The sequence below is a fragment of the Pseudomonas persica genome (genome assembly GCF_900291015.1).
In the GTDB taxonomy this organism is placed as follows: domain Bacteria; phylum Pseudomonadota; class Gammaproteobacteria; order Pseudomonadales; family Pseudomonadaceae; genus Aquipseudomonas.
On record NZ_OLKL01000006.1, the window covers coordinates 119,888 to 137,702 of the forward strand.

Sequence of the window (17,815 nt, forward strand, 5' to 3'; positions counted from 1 at the left end):
TATCTATGAGGCCGTATTTGGCAAATTTTAAGACTTATTTTTGTTAATTTTGGAACAGCGGTAGAGGCGTATGATATTTAGGGTAAGTTTTATCTTACACCAAAATGCCATCATAGACATAGGGCATTCGTTTGCGGCCATGCTGGAATGATTAAGCTCCAAAGCGTGTGTCGCTCACCGAGACTTGTCCCTATCGCGGCACCGTATCTGCGTTTAGCCGGCCGCTGCCAGTCATTATTAGCATTCGGTCTTAAGCGTGGATTGAAAATCCCATGACCTTTCTAAGCGTCGAATGAGCAGCCGGACCGTCAGTAAGTAGTAGTAGCGCGTCGCCTTGCTGCGCCGTTCTAGGCGATGTTCGAGAAACCAAGCCAAATGCTTTCTCCGCCAGGCCCAAGGTGTTTTTAGTTGCCAGCGGTCTGCGATTTCGGCTTGGATAAGTGTTGCCTGCCGCAAGTGGCGTTGCCTCGTCGCGTGCGACCCGGTCAGCATGCCAGCCAAGAACAACTCCATATCGAATGGCTTACTCATCTGCCACCTCCGATATAGGCAGCGACCACGTCGATCCGGCCGTGCCCCAGCTCATAGCTGATTTGCCTCCGGGCCTCACGATCAAGGCACCTATCTACCTGCCCACATTGGCCACCGTTGATAGGCGCGCGGTGTTGGGTGACTTGCTCATAGCGCTCACACGCGTACGCCGCTCGTAGCTCATGGAAGCCTTTGAGGTTGTGTGCCTGCAGGATGTCCCGTGCAGGGCGGATGATTTCTTGCAGAACATTCAGGTAGCTTTCATGTGGCGCAATCAGGTTGCGGCTACCCCCAGGCGAAATCTGCCGTGCAAACTCAAGTGCACCACGAATATGATCGTCCACTGTTATCCAACGTGGCGCCGAGGCACCGGCGCGTCCGCCTTTGGTGCCATCCTGAATATTGATCTTGCCTAGGTTGTTAGCCTCACGGCTTAGCCGTGGCAGGTCAGCCAAGATGGCCTCACGCAAGCGCATACCGGTGGCTCGCGCCAACAGAACAATCGCAGCGGCTCGTAGCTGATGATGCCGGCAAAGCGCATCGACGATCTGTTTAACCTGTTCGCGATCTTGTCCCTGCGGCACCGAGTGGCGAACTCCGGTGCGCTGCATACCCAACGCCTTACTCGGGCTGGGCAATTTCACGTACTGATCACCGCGAAGCGCAGCCATGGTCCTGTTAACGCTGGACAGTCGGTTTTGTGCGGTGCTGACCGTGAGGTCACCGCGCTTAACCACCTCGCGCAGGTACGCCGCATAGTCGGCCATCACCTTTCGATCAATCTGCCGCGCATCATTGATACCGGGCCCCTGTTCGGAGCGGCACCACTTCACGAATGCCTGCCACCGATCACAGTGTGCCTTGACCGTGCCGTAGTGGCCGCCGCCGAACATGTCTTTCAACGCCTGCGGCCCTGCGTAGCTCAGTTGCCTGCCGTAACCGAAATTGCGGCCATCGCGTCTACCCACCAATGCCATGCCGATCACCTCATCTACCGTTCTCCGATCCTCGCCCCACGTCATCCCGCCAAGAATGTTGAGTGTTATCAGGGATCAAGGCCCCTGCGACCTGTGGGGATGTCCTCTAACGCGGGACTGGCGGCTCCTTACTTCCGGGAGCAAGGGCATCTCATGATCTGGCCTCCTGAGCACCGTTACCGGTGGGCGGGTGGAGGCTGCATTGGCTGACGAGACCAGTGCCGCGAGATCCTGAGCCGGGTGAACGCAGCGATGCGATGACCGGGGCATGCCTGACTGTCAGTCAGGTGCAGTCCATTCCTTGGTCTGCGGCACCATCATCTGCATGGCTGTTGCTGGTGACATCGGCGTTTGTCACGCCAATTGTCACGAGGGGAATTGTCGCTGAGCCATGTGCGATCAGGGCTGCAGCAGTGTCAGGAGCGCCCGTCTCTTTCCAGGAGAAAGAGACGGGCGCAGGTTGGCGCACGCGAAATGGCCAAGCGGATAGGTTGCTGCTGAGCAGATGGGTAGGGTGGTTGCCGCAGGGGCAACGATATTGAGTTGGCATCCATCACATGGGTAGTGACCGTACGAGCTGCCGGACGCGAATCGTACTTGCGGGTGAACCACCGCGGGAGCGGCGTGACCTTTAAGGTTCGGGTCACCTGGGGTGCTGTCATCGACAGCTCTTGCGACTCCCGGTCTACGCTTGTGGACAATATTCGTCAAGCAGCGCGATATCAGGGATTTAGCGCCTGTGGATAAAACTATCCCCCGGTGGACATCAGTGGTTTTCCACAGACGTAAGCTGTGCCAGCAGTTTTTTTCTTAGGTATGGTCCTTTCAAACGGGGCGGCTTTGCAGCCCCGTTTGAAAGGACCCGCGCGGAAGAGCTTCATACGGTGCTGTGGGTAACTTCACAGCGAGTTGAGGTGGTGGTGCGGCGGGTTACTCGGTCCTCTTGGCACTGCGAAGCCGCGTGACGTTCTCGCCCGTCTGCTTGGCAAACTCATGCGGCGTCACATGGTCCTCGCGGTTCGCCTCCAGAAACCGGCTCCACCAGGTCATGATCATCCGGCGCTCTTCGAGGAACTCGGCCTTGTGGGTATAAGCCGCCCGCACGTTGTTGCGTTCCTTGTGGCTCATCTGGCGCTCGATCGCTATCTCTGACCACAGCCCGGACTCGACCAGCGCACTGCACGCCATGGCTCGGAATCCGTGGCCGCAGATATCCACCTTGGTGTCGTAGCCCATCGTCCTGAGCGCGGCATTCACCGTGTTCTCGGACATCGGTTTCCACGGTTTGGCATCTCCCGCGAACACCAGGTCGAACTTGCCGGTGATCGCGTGGATTTGCTCAAGCAAGGCCACTGCCTGCGGCGATAAGGGTACAACGTGAATGTCCCCGGCCATCTTCGTACCCCTTGTGGAAAACGGCACGCCGTCCAGCGCCGGGCGGGTGTCGGGAATCTCCCAGATTCCGCGCTTGAGGTCGAACTCGTTCCAACGGGCGAAACGCAGTTCGCTGGAGCGTACGAATACATGTAACGACAGCATCACCGTGAGGCTCGTGAGCGGGCGACCTCTGTAGTCCTCGATGCATGCCAGTAGCTCTGGCAGCCGCGATAAGGGTAGTGCGGGTCGGTGAGTTACCCGTGGTGTCTTGATCGAGCCATCGAGGTCATGAGCCGGGTTCGCCGTAATCAGTCGCAGCCGTTTGGCTTCACGCATGATGCTTTGCAGGTAGTTCTTGATCCGGAGCGCCACATCAATGGTGCCGCGCTTCGTCACGGCCTCCAGTGGCTGCATGAGGTCGTGGGTGTCCAGCTCAACGATTGCTCTGGCACCGATTAAAGGGAACACGTGGGTTTTCAATCGGCTGAGTACAGTCTTGGCGTGGCCGGGCGCCCACTTCGGCACCATGCTCGCGTGCCAGTCGAGCGCAACGCTTTCGAAGCTCCGACCGTTGATCACGGCCTGAGTCTTGGTTTGTTGCTTGTACTGGATGGGATCTATGCCGTTGGCGAGCTGCTGCTTGATCTCGAAGCGCTTGCGGCGTGCGTCACCCAGCCCGACTACCGGGTAGCTGCCGAGGGCGGTCAGGCCTTCGCGGCCATCGGGTTTCACGTACCTGAGCCGCCAGCCTTTGCGGCCGTTGGGTTGCACAAGCAGGTAGAGACCGTCGCCGTCGAAAAGCTTGTACTCGCGCTCTCTGGGCTTTGCCGTGCGGCAGGCGGTGTCTGTAAGCGGCGCAGTGGTGCGGGCCATAAGGGTAGTCTCCGATATCGAAACGGACCTCTATCCTTAAAACTACCCTTATTAACGCTGGCTACCCTCGGAATCCGACGGAACGCCAAAACGAAAAAACCCGCCAGAAGGCGGGTTTTTCGGGGGTTCCAGAGATTTTGAAAGCTTTCTATGGAACCTTGAATGGTGCCGGCACCAGGAATCGAACCCGGGACCTACTGATTACAAGTCAGTTGCTCTACCATCTGAGCTATACCGGCAATGGGGCGTCATTATAACGATCGGTTGGCGCCTGTAAACCACTTCGTTGCGAATGTTCGCAAATGACCTAAGTCACCGGCCCAAAAGAAGAATTTTCCTACCAGCCGCGGTGAATGGTGGTGACGCTTGGCTCGCTTTTGCCCGGGTTGAAGAACAGCTTGTCGTTGTCGCAACCGCGCTTGCGGCAGGGGCTTTCGCTGCGCAGGGGCAGGCCGTTGTCGCCGCCCAGCTGCATGCCGGGGTGGTTCCAGCCCAGGCTGCTGGGGTGGTGCGGGGCGGTGCCGCTGGCGCAGCCGGTCAGGGCCAGGGTGAGGGTCAGCAGGGCGAAGGGCTTGGTCTGGGTCACGATGGTCGGGTCCGTTAGTCCATGTCGGTTCTGGCGCAACGCCAGAAGGTCGCGGGGCTGGCGGGCAGCGCGCGACGTCACTTTTTAATGATTTGGGGGGTGGATGATACACCGTTGGGTGGGGATCTGCGGTGGGGCTTTAGCTTTTTGTTGCCTGTTCTGGCCTCTTCGCGGGTGAACCCGCTCCCACAGGGATATCACTGTTCTCACATCTTGTTTGGTACCTGTGGGAGCGGGTTTACCCGCGAAGGGGTCATCAGTTGTACGAAGATTCTGAACTTGGGGGCTAAAAGCTTCAGGGTTTGGTGGCTTCGGAACTATCCTACGCGCGCCGCCGAAGTAGCGCTGTTGTCGGGGAAATGGCTCACGGATACCGTTCTCGGGTCGCTCAGGCGACCGGGTGTGAGAACCCTCCTCGAATAAGCGCTACCCATTTATGGTGGCCGTACGCGGGCAGACTTCGGTCTGGCCGGGCTTCCTTATTCGACCGGTTTCTCACCCCGCGTACGGCTGCCACCCCAATCCGTGAGAAAGATTTGTGGCAGTTCCTCCCTCGAGTAAGGACTTATGCCATGAAGAAAACCATTGTCGAACCTATCACCACCGCAGGCGTGGAAACCTTCCTCGCAGCCGGTAACCCATCCCTCAACCTGCTACGCGTCGAGCCCGGCGTCCCGGTCGATGCTGCCTACGAGCATGTCTCGATCCTGATGGGCTACATCAAGCACCTGGTGCGCGAGGGGGATATGGAGGACGACCATAAATTCCTCGGCGCCGCCGATTATCTGTGCGACATGGCCAAGGCGCTGATGAACGATATCGAGATTGCCAAGAACAAGGCGCATTGAGCCCTGACGCGGTCTGTGTGGGAGCGGCCTTGTGTCGCGATGGGCCGCAAAGCGGCCCCCGTTTTTGGCGTATTTGCAGAGATCGCTGGGGCTGCGTTGCAGCCCTTTCGCGACACAAGGCCGCTCCCACAAGAGACCGCGCAAATCAGGCCATTCTGGGTAAGGCTTTAGCCGCAGTCCCCAACCACAAGAAATGTTTATGCACAAGTGGCATCGGCGCCTTGCGCGAAAGGCATGCCGGACAGCCACACCGCCGGTCTTTGCGCAAACGCCTGTTTTTACTGGCCTTGACGCACAAGCCGGAATAAGCCGAGTGCTTGAAATAGCGCTTGGATCCAACAGGTAATCACAAGCTTGTTCACAGAGTTATCCACAGGTTGTGCTGCGGCTAACAGTCGCGTTCGGCGAGGATGAGCAGGTTGCGTGGGGTGAGTGGATAGTCGCAGAACAGGCCAAGGCGCACGTTGTAGCCTTGTTCTTCGAGGAACAGGGCGCGATCGAGTACCAACCACAGCTCCAGCGGCCGGCGGAACAGGTTGCGCACGCGTTCCAGGTTGCGGACCTCGGCCAGGCGCTGCCAGCCGGCAGTTTCCAGGGCTGTCCAGTCCGGGTTGCCAGTCAGTTGCAGTTGCTTGAGTTCGGCCAGGTCGCGGCAGTATTCCGCGAAGGGCTTCTCCAGCCAGGCCACGGGCAGCGATGGCGTCGGCAGGTATTCGCCATTCTGGCGCTGCTGGCGCTGCAGCAGGTCGAAGCCCAGGCGCCGGGCCATCGAGGTGTCACGCTGGCGCCGCACGCGGGCGCCGGCGGTAACGGTTTCGCTCAGGGGCAGGCCCAAGTCGTCCAGCGACAGTTGCAGGCTCGATGCCTGCGCGGCTGTGGATAGCGCCTGGTACTGCTGCGCCGCAATGCGGTTGTAGCAGCAGGGCGCCACGGCCAGTTGCCGGCAACCTTGCTGGCTGGCCAGTTGCATCAGGCGTACATGCAGGTCACCACAGGCGTGCAGGGCGACCACGCTTTTGTCGCCAGCCAGGTGGCGGGCGCTGTCGTTGGCCATCACATCCTGGTGCATGTGCTGCGCTGGCAGGTGGTGGTGCGCGCTCAGGGCCTGGCCGGCGGTTACCAGTTCGGCATCGTATTCCAGGCAGGTCAGCTGCTGGCCGGGTTGCAGCAGGCGGCGGCCGAGGTGGCCTTTACCGGAGCACCAGTCCAGCCAGTGACGGGGCTGTCCGCGGAACGCCAGGTGGCTGGCGAAGGCTTCGATCTGTTGCCATTTGCGGCCGGGGACGGCGACGTCGAGGCGGTGCGCGGCGGGGGGCAGATCGGTTTCCGGGAGGTAGCCGAGTGCCGAAAGCTGTCGGGCTTGCTGTGCCAGTTGCGGGAACGGGGCAGGCAAGGGGGCAACGGTGCTGTCGGTTTCGGCGTCTGCCAGGGAGCATTGGCGCAGGTGGGCGGCAAGCTCGGGATATTCGGTTTCCCAGCCCAGTTGCAGGGTGGTGAAGGGGCGGGGTTTCCACAGCTGCTGGTGCTCGAGCAGGAACTGGTCGAGGGCCTGGAAGCGGGGGCTTAGGTGGGGGCTGTGGAGGTGGTTGGGCATGGGGGGGACGTGTGTTGGGTTTTGAGGCCACTTCGCGGGTGAACCCGCGAAGAAGGCCAGGAGGTCTCAGCGGCCCTGGCACGCATCCACGCGCAACCAGCGCTCCAGCAGCTTGAAGCCCTGCACCAGCACGAACGAGATCACCAGGTAGAACAACCCGGCGGCAAAGAAGATCTCTACCGGCAGATAGGTGCGGGCAATGATGGTACGGGCCATGCCGGTCAGTTCCAGCAGGGTCACGGTACTGGCCAGGGCGCTGGCCTTGAGCATCAGGATCACTTCGTTGCTGTACGCCGGCAGGCCGATGCGCGCAGCGCGTGGCAGCATGATGTAGAACAGCGTCTTGCCCCGCGACATGCCCAACGCCCGTGCCGCCTCGATCTCACCCTTGGGGATCGACTGCAGCGCGCCGCGCAGGATCTCGGCGATGTAGGCAGCCGTGTGCAAGGTCATGGTCAGCACGGTGCACCAGAACGGATCGCGCAGGTACGGCCACAGCGAGCTCGTACGCACCGTGTCGAACTGCGCCAGGCCGTAGTAGACCAGGAACAGCTGCACCAGCAACGGCGTGCCACGGAAGAAGAAGATGTAGCTGAACGGCACCGCGCGCACGTACCAGTGGCGCGAGGAGCGGGCGATGCCCAGCGGGATGGCCAGGATCAACCCGGCAACCACCGCGATGGCCACCAGCTCCAGGGTCAGGGTCGCGCCCTGGGCCAGGCGTGGCAGCCATTTGATGATGACTTCCCAATTCATTATTCAGCCCTCGCAAAGCCGCGAGCGGCGCGTTTTTCCATGAAGTGCATGCCGGTCATGGCAATGATGGTCAGGCTCAGGTAGATGCAGGCCGCGACCATGTAGAAGGTGAATGGCTCTTTGGTCACGGTCACGCCGATTTGCGCATGACGCATGATTTCTTCCAGGCCGATCACCGACACCAGGGCGGTGTCCTTCATCAGGATCATGAACAGGTTGCCAAGGCCGGGCAGGGCGATGCGCCACATCTGCGGCAGGATGATCCGCGACAGGATGCGGCCCTTGGACAGGCCCAGTGCCAGGCCGGCCTCACGGTGGCCCTTGGGGATCGCCAGGATGGCACCACGGAACACTTCGGTGGCATAGGCGCCGAAGCACAGGCCCAGGGCGAGTACGCCGGCGGCGAAGGCGCTGAGTTCCAGGCCCGGCAGGTTAAGGGCTTCGCCGAGGGCGTTCATCAACCCGACGGTGCCGAAATAGATAAGCAACACCCAGAGCAGTTCGGGCACGCCGCGCACCAGGGTCGAGTAGAAGCCGCCAAGCCATTGCAGCGGCTTGATCGAGGAGGTCTTGGCCAGGGCGCCGAGCAGGCCCAAAACCAGGCCCAGCAGCAAGGCGCAAAGCGCCAGTTTTACGGTCATCAGGGTGCCAGCCATCATGGCCGGACCGAATCCGTGCAGGTCGATATTCATGGGCAGGTCATTCTAGGGACTGGCGCGCCGCAGGGGCGCGCCGGTCGGGGCGGATCATTCGATGCTGAACGGGAAGTACTTGTCGTTGATCTTCTTGTACGTGCCGTCGGCCTTGATTTCTGCCAGGGCCTTGTTCAGGTCGTCGCGCAGCTTGGTGTCACCCTTGCGCACGGCAATACCGATCTTGTCGCTGTCCATCACTGGCTCGCCCTTGAACTCGAAGTTCGAGCCGTCTTTGCTCTTCAGCCACTCGTACTGCACGTACTTGTCGGCGAGGATGCCGTCAATGCGGCCGGAAACCAGGTCGAGGTAGGCGTTTTCCTGGGTGTCGTACAGCTTGATCTGTACGTCGTCACCGTAGTTGTCTTCCAGCCAGGTGCCAGCCAGGGTGGCGCGCTGGGTACCGATCACCTTGCCTTTGAGCGAGGCCTTGTCGGTCTTGAAGTCGGCGTTTTTCGGCGCGATGAACTGCAGCTTGTTGGAGTAGTACGGCTCGGTGAAGTCCACGGCCTGCTTGCGCTCGTCGGTGATCGACAGCGACGACACCAGGAAGTCGAACTTCTTGGCGTTCAGGGCCGGGATGATGCCGTCCCAGTCGGAGGTGACGACCGAGCACTCGACTTTCATCTTGGCGCACAGGGCGTCGCCGATGTCCTTGTCGAAGCCGACCACGTTACCGCTGGCATCCTTGTTGTTGAACGGTGGGTAGGCAGCTTCGATACCCATGCGCAGTTTTTCTGCGGCCAGGGCATTGGCCGACATCACCAGCGTGGCAGCAGCTGCCAGGAGGAACTTCTTGTAAGTGTGCATGTATTGCTCCGTTAGCGGTGGCTGGACATGAATTGCTTGCAACGCGCCGAGGTCGGGTTTTCGAAGACCTGCTGCGGCGATCCCTGCTCTTCGACCAGGCCCTGGTGCAGGAAGACCACTTCACTGGACACATGGCGGGCAAAGCTCATCTCGTGCGTCACCAGCAGCATGGTACGGCCTTCTTCGGCCAATGCGCGGATAACGTTTAGCACTTCCTGGACCATTTCCGGGTCGAGCGCCGAAGTTGGCTCGTCGAACAGGATGACCTTGGGCTTCATGGCCAGGGTACGGGCAATGGCGGCGCGCTGTTGCTGGCCACCGGAAAGCTGGGCGGGGTAACTGTGGCGTTTGTCGTAGATGCCGACTTTGTTCAGCAGGGCTTCGGCGGCTTCGATGGCCTCGGCCTTGCTCTGGCCGAGCACGCGGCGTGGTGCCTCGATGATGTTGTCGAGGATCGACATGTGTGGCCACAGGTTGAAGTTCTGGAAGACGAAGCCGATCTCGCTGCGCAGGCGGTTGATCTGGCGGTTGTCGGCGGCAACCAGGTCGCCGTTCTTGGCGGCCTTGAGCTTGAGGGCTTCACCGGCGACCAGGATTTCGCCCTGGTGCGGGTTCTCGAGCAGGTTGATGCAGCGCAGCAGGGTGGACTTGCCGGAGCCGGACGACCCCAGGATGGAGATCACGTCACCGTCGCGAGCGGTCAGCGAAATGCCCTTGAGAATTTCCTGCTCGCCGTAGCGTTTGTGCAGATTGCGGATTTCCAGCGCGGGCGTGGCCTGAGCCATGTGCGGTCCTCATGTGTTCGGGTGCGTTCCCAGCTGTTGGGGGCCTTCCTGGCGTGCGCCAAGCTAGCATAGCGGCATTATCACGGCCAACAGGGTCGCCGGGGACTCGGGGCGCTGGTGGGGCAGTTTGTCGCATCGCTACAGCGTAACGTCGCGCGGATGTCCGCGAAGGTCTCGCCCAGCACCAGAGCCTTGATGAAAAAAGGCGCGATGGTGCCAGCTTTGGCCGGCTCTTGGAAGCGGTTTTAGACCATTCGACGGGGTAAACCTGACTTATCAGCCAGACGACCCTGTAGGCGCGGGTTTACCCGCGAAGGCCTTTGCGAGATATCGGGTTGTACCTTGAGGTTGCACTTTTTGGCATTGCAGTGGTGCACGGGTGTTACCGGGGAGCACCTTTGGTGCGTTTGTAAGTGGGTATTTCAGTAATCCGATGATTTGATGGTCTTTCGGTCAGGGATTGGCGGAAAGCCCTCCAAACCTCATGTTAAAAGGCCCGCCGGCTTTTCTGACGAGTGCGTTCAGCACATGGCGCGCTTATTGCCAGTAGGAAACCGCCGATTGCAGTGACGCCTAGGTCAACCCCTGGCGCGCTCCGTAACCCGCAGTCGGAGTGGTCCACTCCTTACAAAGGTAGTTTCAATGAGCGGTAACAATTCCAATGACCTCGCTCAGGGGCTCAAACAACGGCATGTGACCATGCTGTCCATCGCCGGCGTCATCGGTGCCGGCCTGTTCGTAGGCTCCGGGCACGCCATCGCCGCTGCCGGCCCGGCCGTGCTGCTGGCTTACGCCGCCGCCGGTACGCTGGTCGTGCTGGTGATGCGCATGCTGGGTGAAATGGCGGTCGCTTCGCCAGACACCGGTTCGTTCTCTACATATGCCGACCGCGCCATCGGGCGTTGGGCCGGTTTCACCATTGGCTGGCTGTACTGGTGGTTCTGGGTACTGGTGATTCCACTGGAGGCCAACGCCGCCGCGGCCATTCTGCATGCCTGGTTCCCAGCGGTTGACCTGTGGGCCTTCTCCCTCATCATTACCCTGGCGCTGACTCTGACCAACCTGTGCAGCGTGAAGAACTACGGTGAGTTCGAGTTCTGGTTCGCCCTGCTCAAGGTGCTGGCGATCATCGGCTTCATCGCCGTGGGTTGTGCTGCCTTGTTCGGCTTTGTGCCGAGCAGCCAGGTGAGCGGTGCCAGCCACCTGTTCGATACCCAGGGCTTCATGCCTAACGGCTTGGGCGCGGTGCTGGCAGCCATGCTGACCACCATGTTCTCGTTCATGGGTACCGAAATCGTCACCATCGCCGCTGCCGAGTCGAAGGACCCGGGCAGGCAGATCAGCCGCGCCACCAACTCGGTGATCTGGCGTATCTGCCTGTTCTACCTGGTGTCGATTTTCCTGGTCGTGGCCCTGGTGCCGTGGAACGACCCGGCGCTGGCCGAGACCGGTTCCTACCAGACCGTGCTGAGCCGCATTGGCGTGCCGAATGCCAAGCTGATCGTCGACATCGTGGTGCTGGTTGCCGTGACCAGCTGCCTGAACTCGGCGCTGTACACCTCGTCGCGCATGCTGTTCTCGCTGAGCAAGCGTGGTGACGCCCCGGTCATTGCCCAGCGCACCACCAAGGCGGCGACCCCGCACGTGGCGGTACTGCTGTCCACCGCAGCGGCGTTCCTTTGCGTGTTCGCCAACTTCGTGGCCCCGGCCCAGGTATTCGAGTTCCTGCTGGCCAGCTCCGGTGCCATTGCACTGCTGGTGTACCTGGTGATTGCCGTATCGCAGCTGCGCATGCGCGCCCAGCGTGAAGCCCGCGGCGAGAAGATCACCTTCAAGATGTGGCTGTTCCCGGGCCTGACCTGGGCGACCATTGCCTTCATCATTGCCATTCTGGTGGTGATGGCGCTGCGTGAGGACCACCGCGCCGAAATCATCGCGACCGCACTGCTGAGTATTGGTGTGGTGGCGGCTGGCTTGCTGGTGCATCGCAAGCGTGAAGCTGCCGGGCGGGTGGCGCTGGATAACTGATCCGCGCTGGCTGAAATGAAAAGGCCGCGTCCTGTGTGGGGCGCGGCCTTTTTTGTTGTCTGTTCCGGCCCTTTCGCGGGTAAACCCGCCCCCACAGGTTCGCCGCAGGCCTTGATGCCGGCGCGGGCCCTGTGGGAGCGGGTTACCCGCGAAGAGGCCGGGATAGGTTGCGCAGCGATATCAGCCAAACTGCTTCTGTTGCTGCTTGGCAACCAGCTCTGAGGCCGCTACATAGGCTGCCTGGAACTCATCGCTCTCCAGCCAGGCCATGGTGGCTTCTTCATCAGCCCCGTCCAGCCATTTGCGGTAGGCGTTGAACACCAGCACGATGTAGTCGGTGGCATGTTCTTCCTTGTGCCCCTTGAGCACCAGGGCCAGCAGCGGGTCCACCAGGAACACCGAGATCATCGGCACCAGGCCGCCTTCCTGGGCTTCCTTCATCTTCTTGAACAGCGGGTCGTAGCTGCCCGACTCCATGGCCTTGTTGTACACCTGCTCGATGCTGGCGCTGTCGCCGGCACTGGCCTTGACCGCCTGGCCACTGCGTACCATGCGGTTCTGCTTGGCCTTGCTGGCGGCGCGCTTGGCGCGTTTCTGTTGTTTGGTTGGGGTAGCCATGGAGAATCCTGGGGTTGCCTGAAAGTGCGCGTATTGAAGCGCAGTTGCCGGGGAAACCCAAGTGTCGCAGAAGGGGGCTGCAAAGCAGCCTCGACGAGTCAACTGGCCTGCGGCTCTGCCTCATCTTCCTCGAAGCCGCGGGAAGCTCGCCCTACCAGTAGCGCATCCGGCGCATGGGCCACGCTGTGGTCCTTGCCCGGGTAGTCCAGCGCATGCAGAAAATGCCGAATGCAGTTGATTCGTGCACGCTTCTTGTCATCGGACTTGATCACCGTCCACGGTGCATCGGCCGTGTCGGTATGGAAGAACATCGCTTCCTTGGCAGCGGTGTAGTCGTCCCACTTGTCCAGCGACTTGATGTCGATGGGCGACAGTTTCCAGTGCTTGAGCGGGTCGTCGCGGCGTGAGATGAAGCGGCGCAACTGCTCTTCGCGGTTCACCGAGAACCAGTACTTGAACAGCAGGATGCCGCTGTTGCACAGCATCCGCTCCAGGTCCGGGGCCTGGCGCATGAATTCCAGGTACTGCAGCGGCGTGCAGAAATCCATCACCTTCTCGACCCCGGCGCGGTTGTACCAGGAGCGGTCGAAGAACACCATTTCACCTGCCGTGGGCAAATGCTCGATATAGCGCTGGAAGTACCACTGGCCTTTTTCCTGCTCGGAAGGCTTTTCCAGGGCAACGATACGCGCACCACGAGGGTTGAGATGTTCCATGAACCGCTTGATGGTGCCGCCCTTGCCTGCCGCATCGCGCCCTTCGAACAGGATCACCACGCGCTGGCCGGTTTCCTTCACCCAGCTCTGTACCTTCAGCAACTCGATCTGCAGCGCGTGCTTGGCCTTTTCGTAGTCCTGGCGGCGCAGGCGGGTGCGGTAGGGGTAGGTGGCAGGCAGGCGGGCCGAGGTGCTGTCTTCGTTGCTGCCCTTGGGGGCGGTGGCAACTTCCAGAGCAGCGGGCTGCTGGCTGATGCTGGTGATCGTCAGTTCCGGCTTGCGCTGGCGTGGACGGCGCGTGCGGGCTTTGGTGATGGCGGGCTCGCTGGGGGCGGGGAGCAGGAGGGGGGATTCTTCGCTCATGGAGTTCCTTGCAAATCGATTCGGATGTCCGTCTTCGATTATGTAGGTGAGCGTTTGATGGCTATTTGATGCTGGTCAATGAGCAAAAAAATCACAGACAACAAAAAACCCGCACTAGGCGGGTTTCTTGTTGTCGCTTCGGGTAACTTTGCAACCACCAGAAGCTTGAAGGTGGTGCCCAGAGACGGAGTCGAACCGCCGACACGAGGATTTTCAATCCTCTGCTCTACCGACTGAGCTATCTGGGCGACGAGGTGAATTAAATAGACTTTCAGACCGCTCGTCAACGACTTTTTGAAAAAATTTTAAATTAATTCCGTCGCTTACGTTCCGTGGGGTCATTCCGAGGGGGGAACGTAGCCTTCCGCCTGGGCGTATTCTTCGCCGGCAAAAAACTTGTCCATCTCGCCCTGGAGGAATTTACGGTCCTCGGCGTTCATCATGTTCAGGCGCTTTTCGTTGATCAGCATGGTCTGGTGCTTCTGCCAGTCGGCCCAGGCCTTCTGCGAGATGTGTTCGAAGATGTCCTGGCCCTTGGCGCCGGGGTAGGGCGGGCGCTCCAGGCCTGGCAGTTGTTCTTTGTACTTGCGGCACATAACGGTGCGGGTCATCGGGCGTCTCCTGCAATCAATTCGTCGGCCGCGCGTTTGAGCAGCTTTTTCACCGGGGCGGCGAGGCCCAGGCGCGGCGGGGTGGCGAGGTTATACCAGAGCCAGTCGGCCTCGGCCACGTGCTGGCCGACCGGGTCGACGCGCACCAGCCAGGGTTCGATCGCCAGCTGGAAGTGGCTGAAGGTATGGGTCAGGCCGTCCATGGCGCGGCTGCCAGCCAGGCGCAGGCCGTGCTGGTAGGCCAGGTCGTCGAGCTGGGCGATATCGTCCAGCTCCGGCAGGCTCCACAGGCCACCCCACAGGCCGCTGGACGGGCGGCGGTAAAGCAGGATGGCGCCTTCGTGGTTGGCCAGCAGCGGCATCAGCGTGCGCCGTTGCGGCAGGGCCTTGCGCGGTTTGGGCTCGGGGTAGCGGGTTTCTTCACCGTGCAGGTGCGCTTCGCAGCCGCGCCGCAGCGGGCAGATCAGGCAACTGGGCTTGCTGCGGGTGCATAGCGTGGCACCCATGTCCATCATCGCCTGGGTGTAGTGGTTGGCGCGCTGTTTTGGGGTAAAGCGCTCGGCCGTGGCCCACAGCTGGTTGGCTACCTTGGGCTCGCCAGGGTAGCCGGCCTGGGCGGTATAGCGGGCCAGCACGCGCTTGACGTTGCCGTCGAGGATCGGTGCGCGGATGCCCATGCTGATGCTGGCGATGGCGCCGGCGGTGGAGCGGCCGATGCCGGGCAGCTCGGTGAGCTGCTCGACACTGCGCGGGAATTCACCGCCATGCTGTTCGACGACGATCTTCGCGGCCTTTTGCAGGTTGCGCGCCCGGGTGTAGTAGCCCAGGCCCGTCCACAGGTGCAGCACTTCGTCCTCCGGCGCCTCGGCCAGGGCCTGCACGGTCGGCAGGGCCTGCATGAAGCGGTCGAAGTAGTTGAGCACGGTGCTGACCTGGGTCTGCTGCAACATGATTTCCGACACCCACACCCGGTACGGGGTGATGCCCTGTTGCCAGGGCAGGTCGTGCCGGCCGTGTTCGTCATACCAATCCAGCACAGCGCTGGAGAACTGCTCGGGGCTCATCGCTTGAACAGCCCCTTGAGCGCTTCTTTCACTTCCGGGCTCACTTTGTCTCCGAGTTTTTCATCGATCTTGTCTTGCAGGCGGTTGCCGGCCAGCTTGGCGGCCACCTTGCCCAGGCCGTTCTGGTCGAGACGGCAAGCCTTGGCGCCCAGCTCCAGCGGGCCGCGGCAGCGCAGCGGTATTTCGACACCCACATAGCGTTCGTTGACCTGGCAGGCCGGGTCCGGCATGGCGCGCTGGTCGCCTTCGACGACCACGCCAACGTTGTAGTCCATGCCCAGCACGCGCAGGTCGAGGTCACCATGGCCGTTGACGCTCAGGCCCGGGATGCGCGCCTTGAGGTCCGGGTTGTTGGCGACGCCATTGCGCACCACCAGGCTGCCACGCAGTTCCTGGAACGGGGTGTCCTTGCCGCGTGGCAGGCCATTGAGCGATTTGCGGTTCAGCGTGGCGATCGCCTGGCACAGCTGCTGCTCCAGGTTGGCATTGACCAGCACGCCGTCGTTGATGACGAAGTTGGCGTTGCCGTTGAGGGTATCGACCAAGGCCTTCTGGCTGTTGCCGGTGGCGGTCAGGTCGCTGGTCAGGGTCAGCAGGCCTTTGACCGGTGGCGTCTGTTCCTTGCCCTCGGTCTTGATGAAGTGTTCCACCGGCACCCGCTGGATGCTGGTATTGACGCCCAGTTGCGGCACGGCAGGGCGCACATCGACGGTGCCCTTGGCCTCGAAGGTGCCGTTGTACAGCTCACCGCGCAGGGTTTGCAGGGTCAGCAGGCCACCCTGGCCGATGGCCTTGAGCTGGGCGTCTTCGATCGGCAATTTGTCCAGGGTCAGCGCGCCGAAGGCCAGGTCGGCCTGCAGGTCGAGGGCGCGCAGGCGGTCGACCGGCAGCAGTTTGTCGTCGCTCCAGGCCACCTGGGTCGGGGCGTTGGGTAGCGGCGTGGTGCCGGCACCGGCGACCGCGCTGGCCTCTTGTTGCTTGACTTCGGCCTGGCGTGCAGCGGTGGCGCCCTTGGCTTCTTCGCTCTTGGCCGGCAGGTAGCGGTCGGCGTTGAAGGTATCGCCTTTGAGCTGCAGGCGCAGGGCCTGCTTGGCGAAGTCTTCGACGGCCACGCGGCCACTGAAGGTGCTGTCGTCCAGCTTCACCGCCAGGTCTTCCAGGGCCAGGCTGTTCGGCGTGCCCTGCAGGCGGGTGACCAGCTCCAGCTTGGCGAAGGCCGCCGGGTCGTTGGTGGCCGGCAGCGGGCGGCCGATGCTGTCGAGGAACGTGCGCAGGTCGAACTGGGCGATGGACAGGCCGCCGCTCAGCTGTGGCGCCTTGTCCAGGTCACGCAGGTTCAGCTCGCCCAGGGCGCGCAGCTGGTTGGCCGAGACTTTCAGGCCGTTCCACGAGGCGACATTGGCGGCCAGGTCGACCAGCAACTGGCCTTGGGCGGCGAAGGTCACGGCCTTGCCGCCGGTGGGCTCACCCGAGGTTTCGCCCGACAGGCGCATGTCTTCGAAGTTGTAGCGCTTGAGCTTGCGGTCGAAGCGCAGCTCGCCGGCCAGTTCGGTGCGGGCCTTGATGTTCGGCTGGCTGGCACTGAGGAAGGCGCTGGCCTTGAGCGGAATGTTCGCGCCTTCGTGGACCGGGCCGGTGCTCAGCTGGATGCTTTCGGCGCTGTAGCTCTGGCCGGTCTTGGCATCGGTGTACAGCACGCGGGCGTTGTTCACGGTCAGGCTGTCGATGTCCAGCTTGACGGCGCGTTCGTTGCTGGCGGCCGGTACCGACACCTGTTCGGCCGGTGCCTGGGCCGGAGCACTGGCCTGTGTATCGGCGCTGGCGCCGGCCTGCACGGGCAGCGGCTTGCCAATGTCTTCCCAGTTGCCATGGCCGTGTTCGTCACGGGCCAGGGTCAGGTTCAGGCCTTCGACGCGCACGTCGCTCATCTGCACTTCGCGGCGCAGCAGTGGCAGCACCCGCACCGACAGGCCGAGCATCTGCAGGTCGGCGAACGGCTCCTTGGGTTTGTTCAAGGTAGCGATGCTCGCCTCGTGCAGCTCCAGGCCCAGCCACGGGAACAGGCTCCAGCCAATGTCACCGTTGAGGGTCAGCTCGACGTGAGCTTTGTTACGTGCCAGCTGGCGAATCTCGTCTTTGTAGTCGTTGGGATCGAAGAGGTGGGTCAGGGCGAAGCCCAGCGCCACGATGATCAGCAGCAACCCGAGAAGCCCAAGTCCCAGGATTTTGCCGAACGCTTTCATGGGCGAGTCCTTGTAGTCCGTTATTGAAATTCAAGCGCCAGAGTATAGCGCCGCGGCAGTTGTCTCTGCGTATCCGACTAGAGATACAGAGCATTTCCTACGCATGTATCAGATGGTACGGCTTTCGACAGCTTAGTGTTTTGCCTGTGCCGGCCCTTTCGCGGGTGAGCCCGCTCCCACAGGTTTCGACACTATTCCTGTGGGAGCGGGTTCACCCGCGAAAGGGCCGGCACAGGGAACATGACCGTTTCAGTCGAGCAAAAATGAGCGATATCAGATTGCTTTTACGCTACTTGATGCTGCTACCCTTGCGCCGCTTTGCCTGCACCCTCCCTACAAGAAG

The 17,815-nt window shown here is 61.6% G+C and carries 16 protein-coding genes and 2 tRNA genes; 2 read left to right on the plus strand and 16 right to left on the minus strand.

Annotated elements, in window-relative coordinates; all coding sequences use genetic code 11:
- Nucleotides 1–237: 237 nt before the first annotated feature.
- From FQ664_RS01755 to FQ664_RS01780, 5 genes are all read right to left on the minus strand, one after another.
- Nucleotides 238–531 (minus strand): hypothetical protein, encoded by a 294-nt coding sequence (locus FQ664_RS01755; RefSeq protein WP_144170181.1) that lies wholly within the window; start codon nt 529–531, stop codon nt 238–240.
- A complete protein-coding gene (locus FQ664_RS01760) occupies nt 528–1,508 on the minus strand; it encodes an integrase domain-containing protein (RefSeq protein ID WP_144170182.1) in 981 nt (326 codons plus the stop codon). The genes FQ664_RS01755 and FQ664_RS01760 overlap by 4 nt, the downstream gene beginning before the upstream one ends.
- Nucleotides 1,509–2,438: 930 nt before the next feature.
- A complete protein-coding gene (locus FQ664_RS01770; RefSeq protein ID WP_144170183.1) occupies nt 2,439–3,758 on the minus strand; it encodes a tyrosine-type recombinase/integrase in 1,320 nt (439 codons plus the stop codon).
- Between the two features lie 163 nt (nt 3,759–3,921).
- Nucleotides 3,922–3,997, minus strand: a tRNA-Thr gene (locus FQ664_RS01775).
- 98 nt (nt 3,998–4,095) lie between these two features.
- Nucleotides 4,096–4,344, minus strand: a complete 249-nt coding sequence (locus tag FQ664_RS01780; protein WP_144170184.1) for a hypothetical protein — start codon at nt 4,342–4,344, stop codon at nt 4,096–4,098.
- Nucleotides 4,345–4,916: 572 nt separating this feature from the next.
- Between FQ664_RS01780 and FQ664_RS01785 the strand changes: the two genes are divergently transcribed.
- On the plus strand, nt 4,917–5,192 hold the full coding sequence (locus FQ664_RS01785; protein WP_144170185.1) for a DUF3077 domain-containing protein: 276 nt from the start codon (nt 4,917–4,919) through the stop codon (nt 5,190–5,192).
- 388 nt (nt 5,193–5,580) lie between these two features.
- Here FQ664_RS01785 and FQ664_RS01790 read toward each other — a convergent pair whose 3' ends face one another.
- The 5 genes from FQ664_RS01790 to FQ664_RS01810 all read right to left on the minus strand — a co-directional run bounded on the left by FQ664_RS01790 (nt 5,581) and on the right by FQ664_RS01810 (nt 9,829).
- Nucleotides 5,581–6,786, minus strand: a complete 1,206-nt coding sequence (locus tag FQ664_RS01790) for a methyltransferase (protein WP_144170186.1) — start codon at nt 6,784–6,786, stop codon at nt 5,581–5,583.
- A 66-nt stretch (nt 6,787–6,852) separates the two neighbouring features.
- Nucleotides 6,853–7,542: an ABC transporter permease gene (locus tag FQ664_RS01795; protein WP_144170187.1), complete on the minus strand. Its 690-nt coding sequence runs from the start codon at nt 7,540–7,542 to the stop codon at nt 6,853–6,855.
- On the minus strand, nt 7,542–8,234 hold the full coding sequence (locus FQ664_RS01800) for an ABC transporter permease (RefSeq protein ID WP_144170188.1): 693 nt from the start codon (nt 8,232–8,234) through the stop codon (nt 7,542–7,544). Before FQ664_RS01800 ends, FQ664_RS01795 begins: the two co-directional genes overlap by 1 nt.
- Before the next feature lie 54 nt (nt 8,235–8,288).
- The gene (locus tag FQ664_RS01805; RefSeq protein ID WP_144170189.1) at nt 8,289–9,044 is read right to left on the minus strand and encodes an ABC transporter substrate-binding protein; all 756 of its coding nucleotides are present in this window, start codon (nt 9,042–9,044) and stop codon (nt 8,289–8,291) included.
- An 11-nt stretch (nt 9,045–9,055) separates the two neighbouring features.
- Nucleotides 9,056–9,829: an ABC transporter ATP-binding protein gene (locus FQ664_RS01810; RefSeq protein ID WP_003257472.1), complete on the minus strand. Its 774-nt coding sequence runs from the start codon at nt 9,827–9,829 to the stop codon at nt 9,056–9,058.
- A gap of 642 nt (nt 9,830–10,471) precedes the next feature.
- On the opposite strand from FQ664_RS01810, the gene gabP reads away from it, so the two are divergent.
- Nucleotides 10,472–11,857, plus strand: coding sequence for a GABA permease (gene gabP / locus FQ664_RS01820; RefSeq protein ID WP_144170190.1), 1,386 nt, complete (start codon nt 10,472–10,474; stop codon nt 11,855–11,857).
- Nucleotides 11,858–12,037: 180 nt separating this feature from the next.
- Here the strand turns inward: gabP and FQ664_RS01825 are convergent, their stop codons facing one another.
- The 6 genes from FQ664_RS01825 to FQ664_RS01850 all read right to left on the minus strand — a co-directional run bounded on the left by FQ664_RS01825 (nt 12,038) and on the right by FQ664_RS01850 (nt 17,472).
- Complete coding sequence (locus FQ664_RS01825; protein ID WP_144170191.1) at nt 12,038–12,475, minus strand: hypothetical protein; 438 nt, start codon at nt 12,473–12,475, stop codon at nt 12,038–12,040.
- A 98-nt stretch (nt 12,476–12,573) separates the two neighbouring features.
- On the minus strand, nt 12,574–13,554 hold the full coding sequence (gene ppk2, locus FQ664_RS01830; RefSeq protein ID WP_144170192.1) for a polyphosphate kinase 2: 981 nt from the start codon (nt 13,552–13,554) through the stop codon (nt 12,574–12,576).
- 172 nt (nt 13,555–13,726) lie between these two features.
- Nucleotides 13,727–13,802 (minus strand) — tRNA-Phe (locus FQ664_RS01835).
- Between the two features lie 90 nt (nt 13,803–13,892).
- Nucleotides 13,893–14,165 (minus strand): oxidative damage protection protein, encoded by a 273-nt coding sequence (locus FQ664_RS01840; protein ID WP_144170193.1) that lies wholly within the window; start codon nt 14,163–14,165, stop codon nt 13,893–13,895.
- The gene (gene mutY, locus FQ664_RS01845) at nt 14,162–15,229 is read right to left on the minus strand and encodes an A/G-specific adenine glycosylase (protein ID WP_144170194.1); all 1,068 of its coding nucleotides are present in this window, start codon (nt 15,227–15,229) and stop codon (nt 14,162–14,164) included. The genes FQ664_RS01840 and mutY overlap by 4 nt, the downstream gene beginning before the upstream one ends.
- Nucleotides 15,226–17,472: an AsmA family protein gene (locus FQ664_RS01850; RefSeq protein WP_144170195.1), complete on the minus strand. Its 2,247-nt coding sequence runs from the start codon at nt 17,470–17,472 to the stop codon at nt 15,226–15,228. The genes mutY and FQ664_RS01850 overlap by 4 nt, the downstream gene beginning before the upstream one ends.
- Nucleotides 17,473–17,815: the final 343 nt, after the last annotated feature.

Coding starts and splice junctions, on each gene's coding strand:
- FQ664_RS01755 (WP_144170181.1), bottom strand. CDS start 531: ATGAGTAAGCCATTCGATATGGAGTTGTTCTTGGCTGGCATGCTGACC.
- FQ664_RS01760 (WP_144170182.1), bottom strand. CDS start 1,508: ATGGCATTGGTGGGTAGACGCGATGGCCGCAATTTCGGTTACGGCAGG.
- FQ664_RS01770 (WP_144170183.1), bottom strand. CDS start 3,758: ATGGCCCGCACCACTGCGCCGCTTACAGACACCGCCTGCCGCACGGCA.
- FQ664_RS01785 (WP_144170185.1), top strand. CDS start 4,917: ATGAAGAAAACCATTGTCGAACCTATCACCACCGCAGGCGTGGAAACC.
- FQ664_RS01790 (WP_144170186.1), bottom strand. CDS start 6,786: ATGCCCAACCACCTCCACAGCCCCCACCTAAGCCCCCGCTTCCAGGCC.
- FQ664_RS01795 (WP_144170187.1), bottom strand. CDS start 7,542: ATGAATTGGGAAGTCATCATCAAATGGCTGCCACGCCTGGCCCAGGGC.
- FQ664_RS01800 (WP_144170188.1), bottom strand. CDS start 8,234: ATGAATATCGACCTGCACGGATTCGGTCCGGCCATGATGGCTGGCACC.
- FQ664_RS01805 (WP_144170189.1), bottom strand. CDS start 9,044: ATGCACACTTACAAGAAGTTCCTCCTGGCAGCTGCTGCCACGCTGGTG.
- FQ664_RS01810 (WP_003257472.1), bottom strand. CDS start 9,829: ATGGCTCAGGCCACGCCCGCGCTGGAAATCCGCAATCTGCACAAACGC.
- gabP (WP_144170190.1), top strand. CDS start 10,472: ATGAGCGGTAACAATTCCAATGACCTCGCTCAGGGGCTCAAACAACGG.
- FQ664_RS01825 (WP_144170191.1), bottom strand. CDS start 12,475: ATGGCTACCCCAACCAAACAACAGAAACGCGCCAAGCGCGCCGCCAGC.
- ppk2 (WP_144170192.1), bottom strand. CDS start 13,554: ATGAGCGAAGAATCCCCCCTCCTGCTCCCCGCCCCCAGCGAGCCCGCC.
- FQ664_RS01840 (WP_144170193.1), bottom strand. CDS start 14,165: ATGACCCGCACCGTTATGTGCCGCAAGTACAAAGAACAACTGCCAGGC.
- mutY (WP_144170194.1), bottom strand. CDS start 15,229: ATGAGCCCCGAGCAGTTCTCCAGCGCTGTGCTGGATTGGTATGACGAA.
- FQ664_RS01850 (WP_144170195.1), bottom strand. CDS start 17,472: ATGAAAGCGTTCGGCAAAATCCTGGGACTTGGGCTTCTCGGGTTGCTG.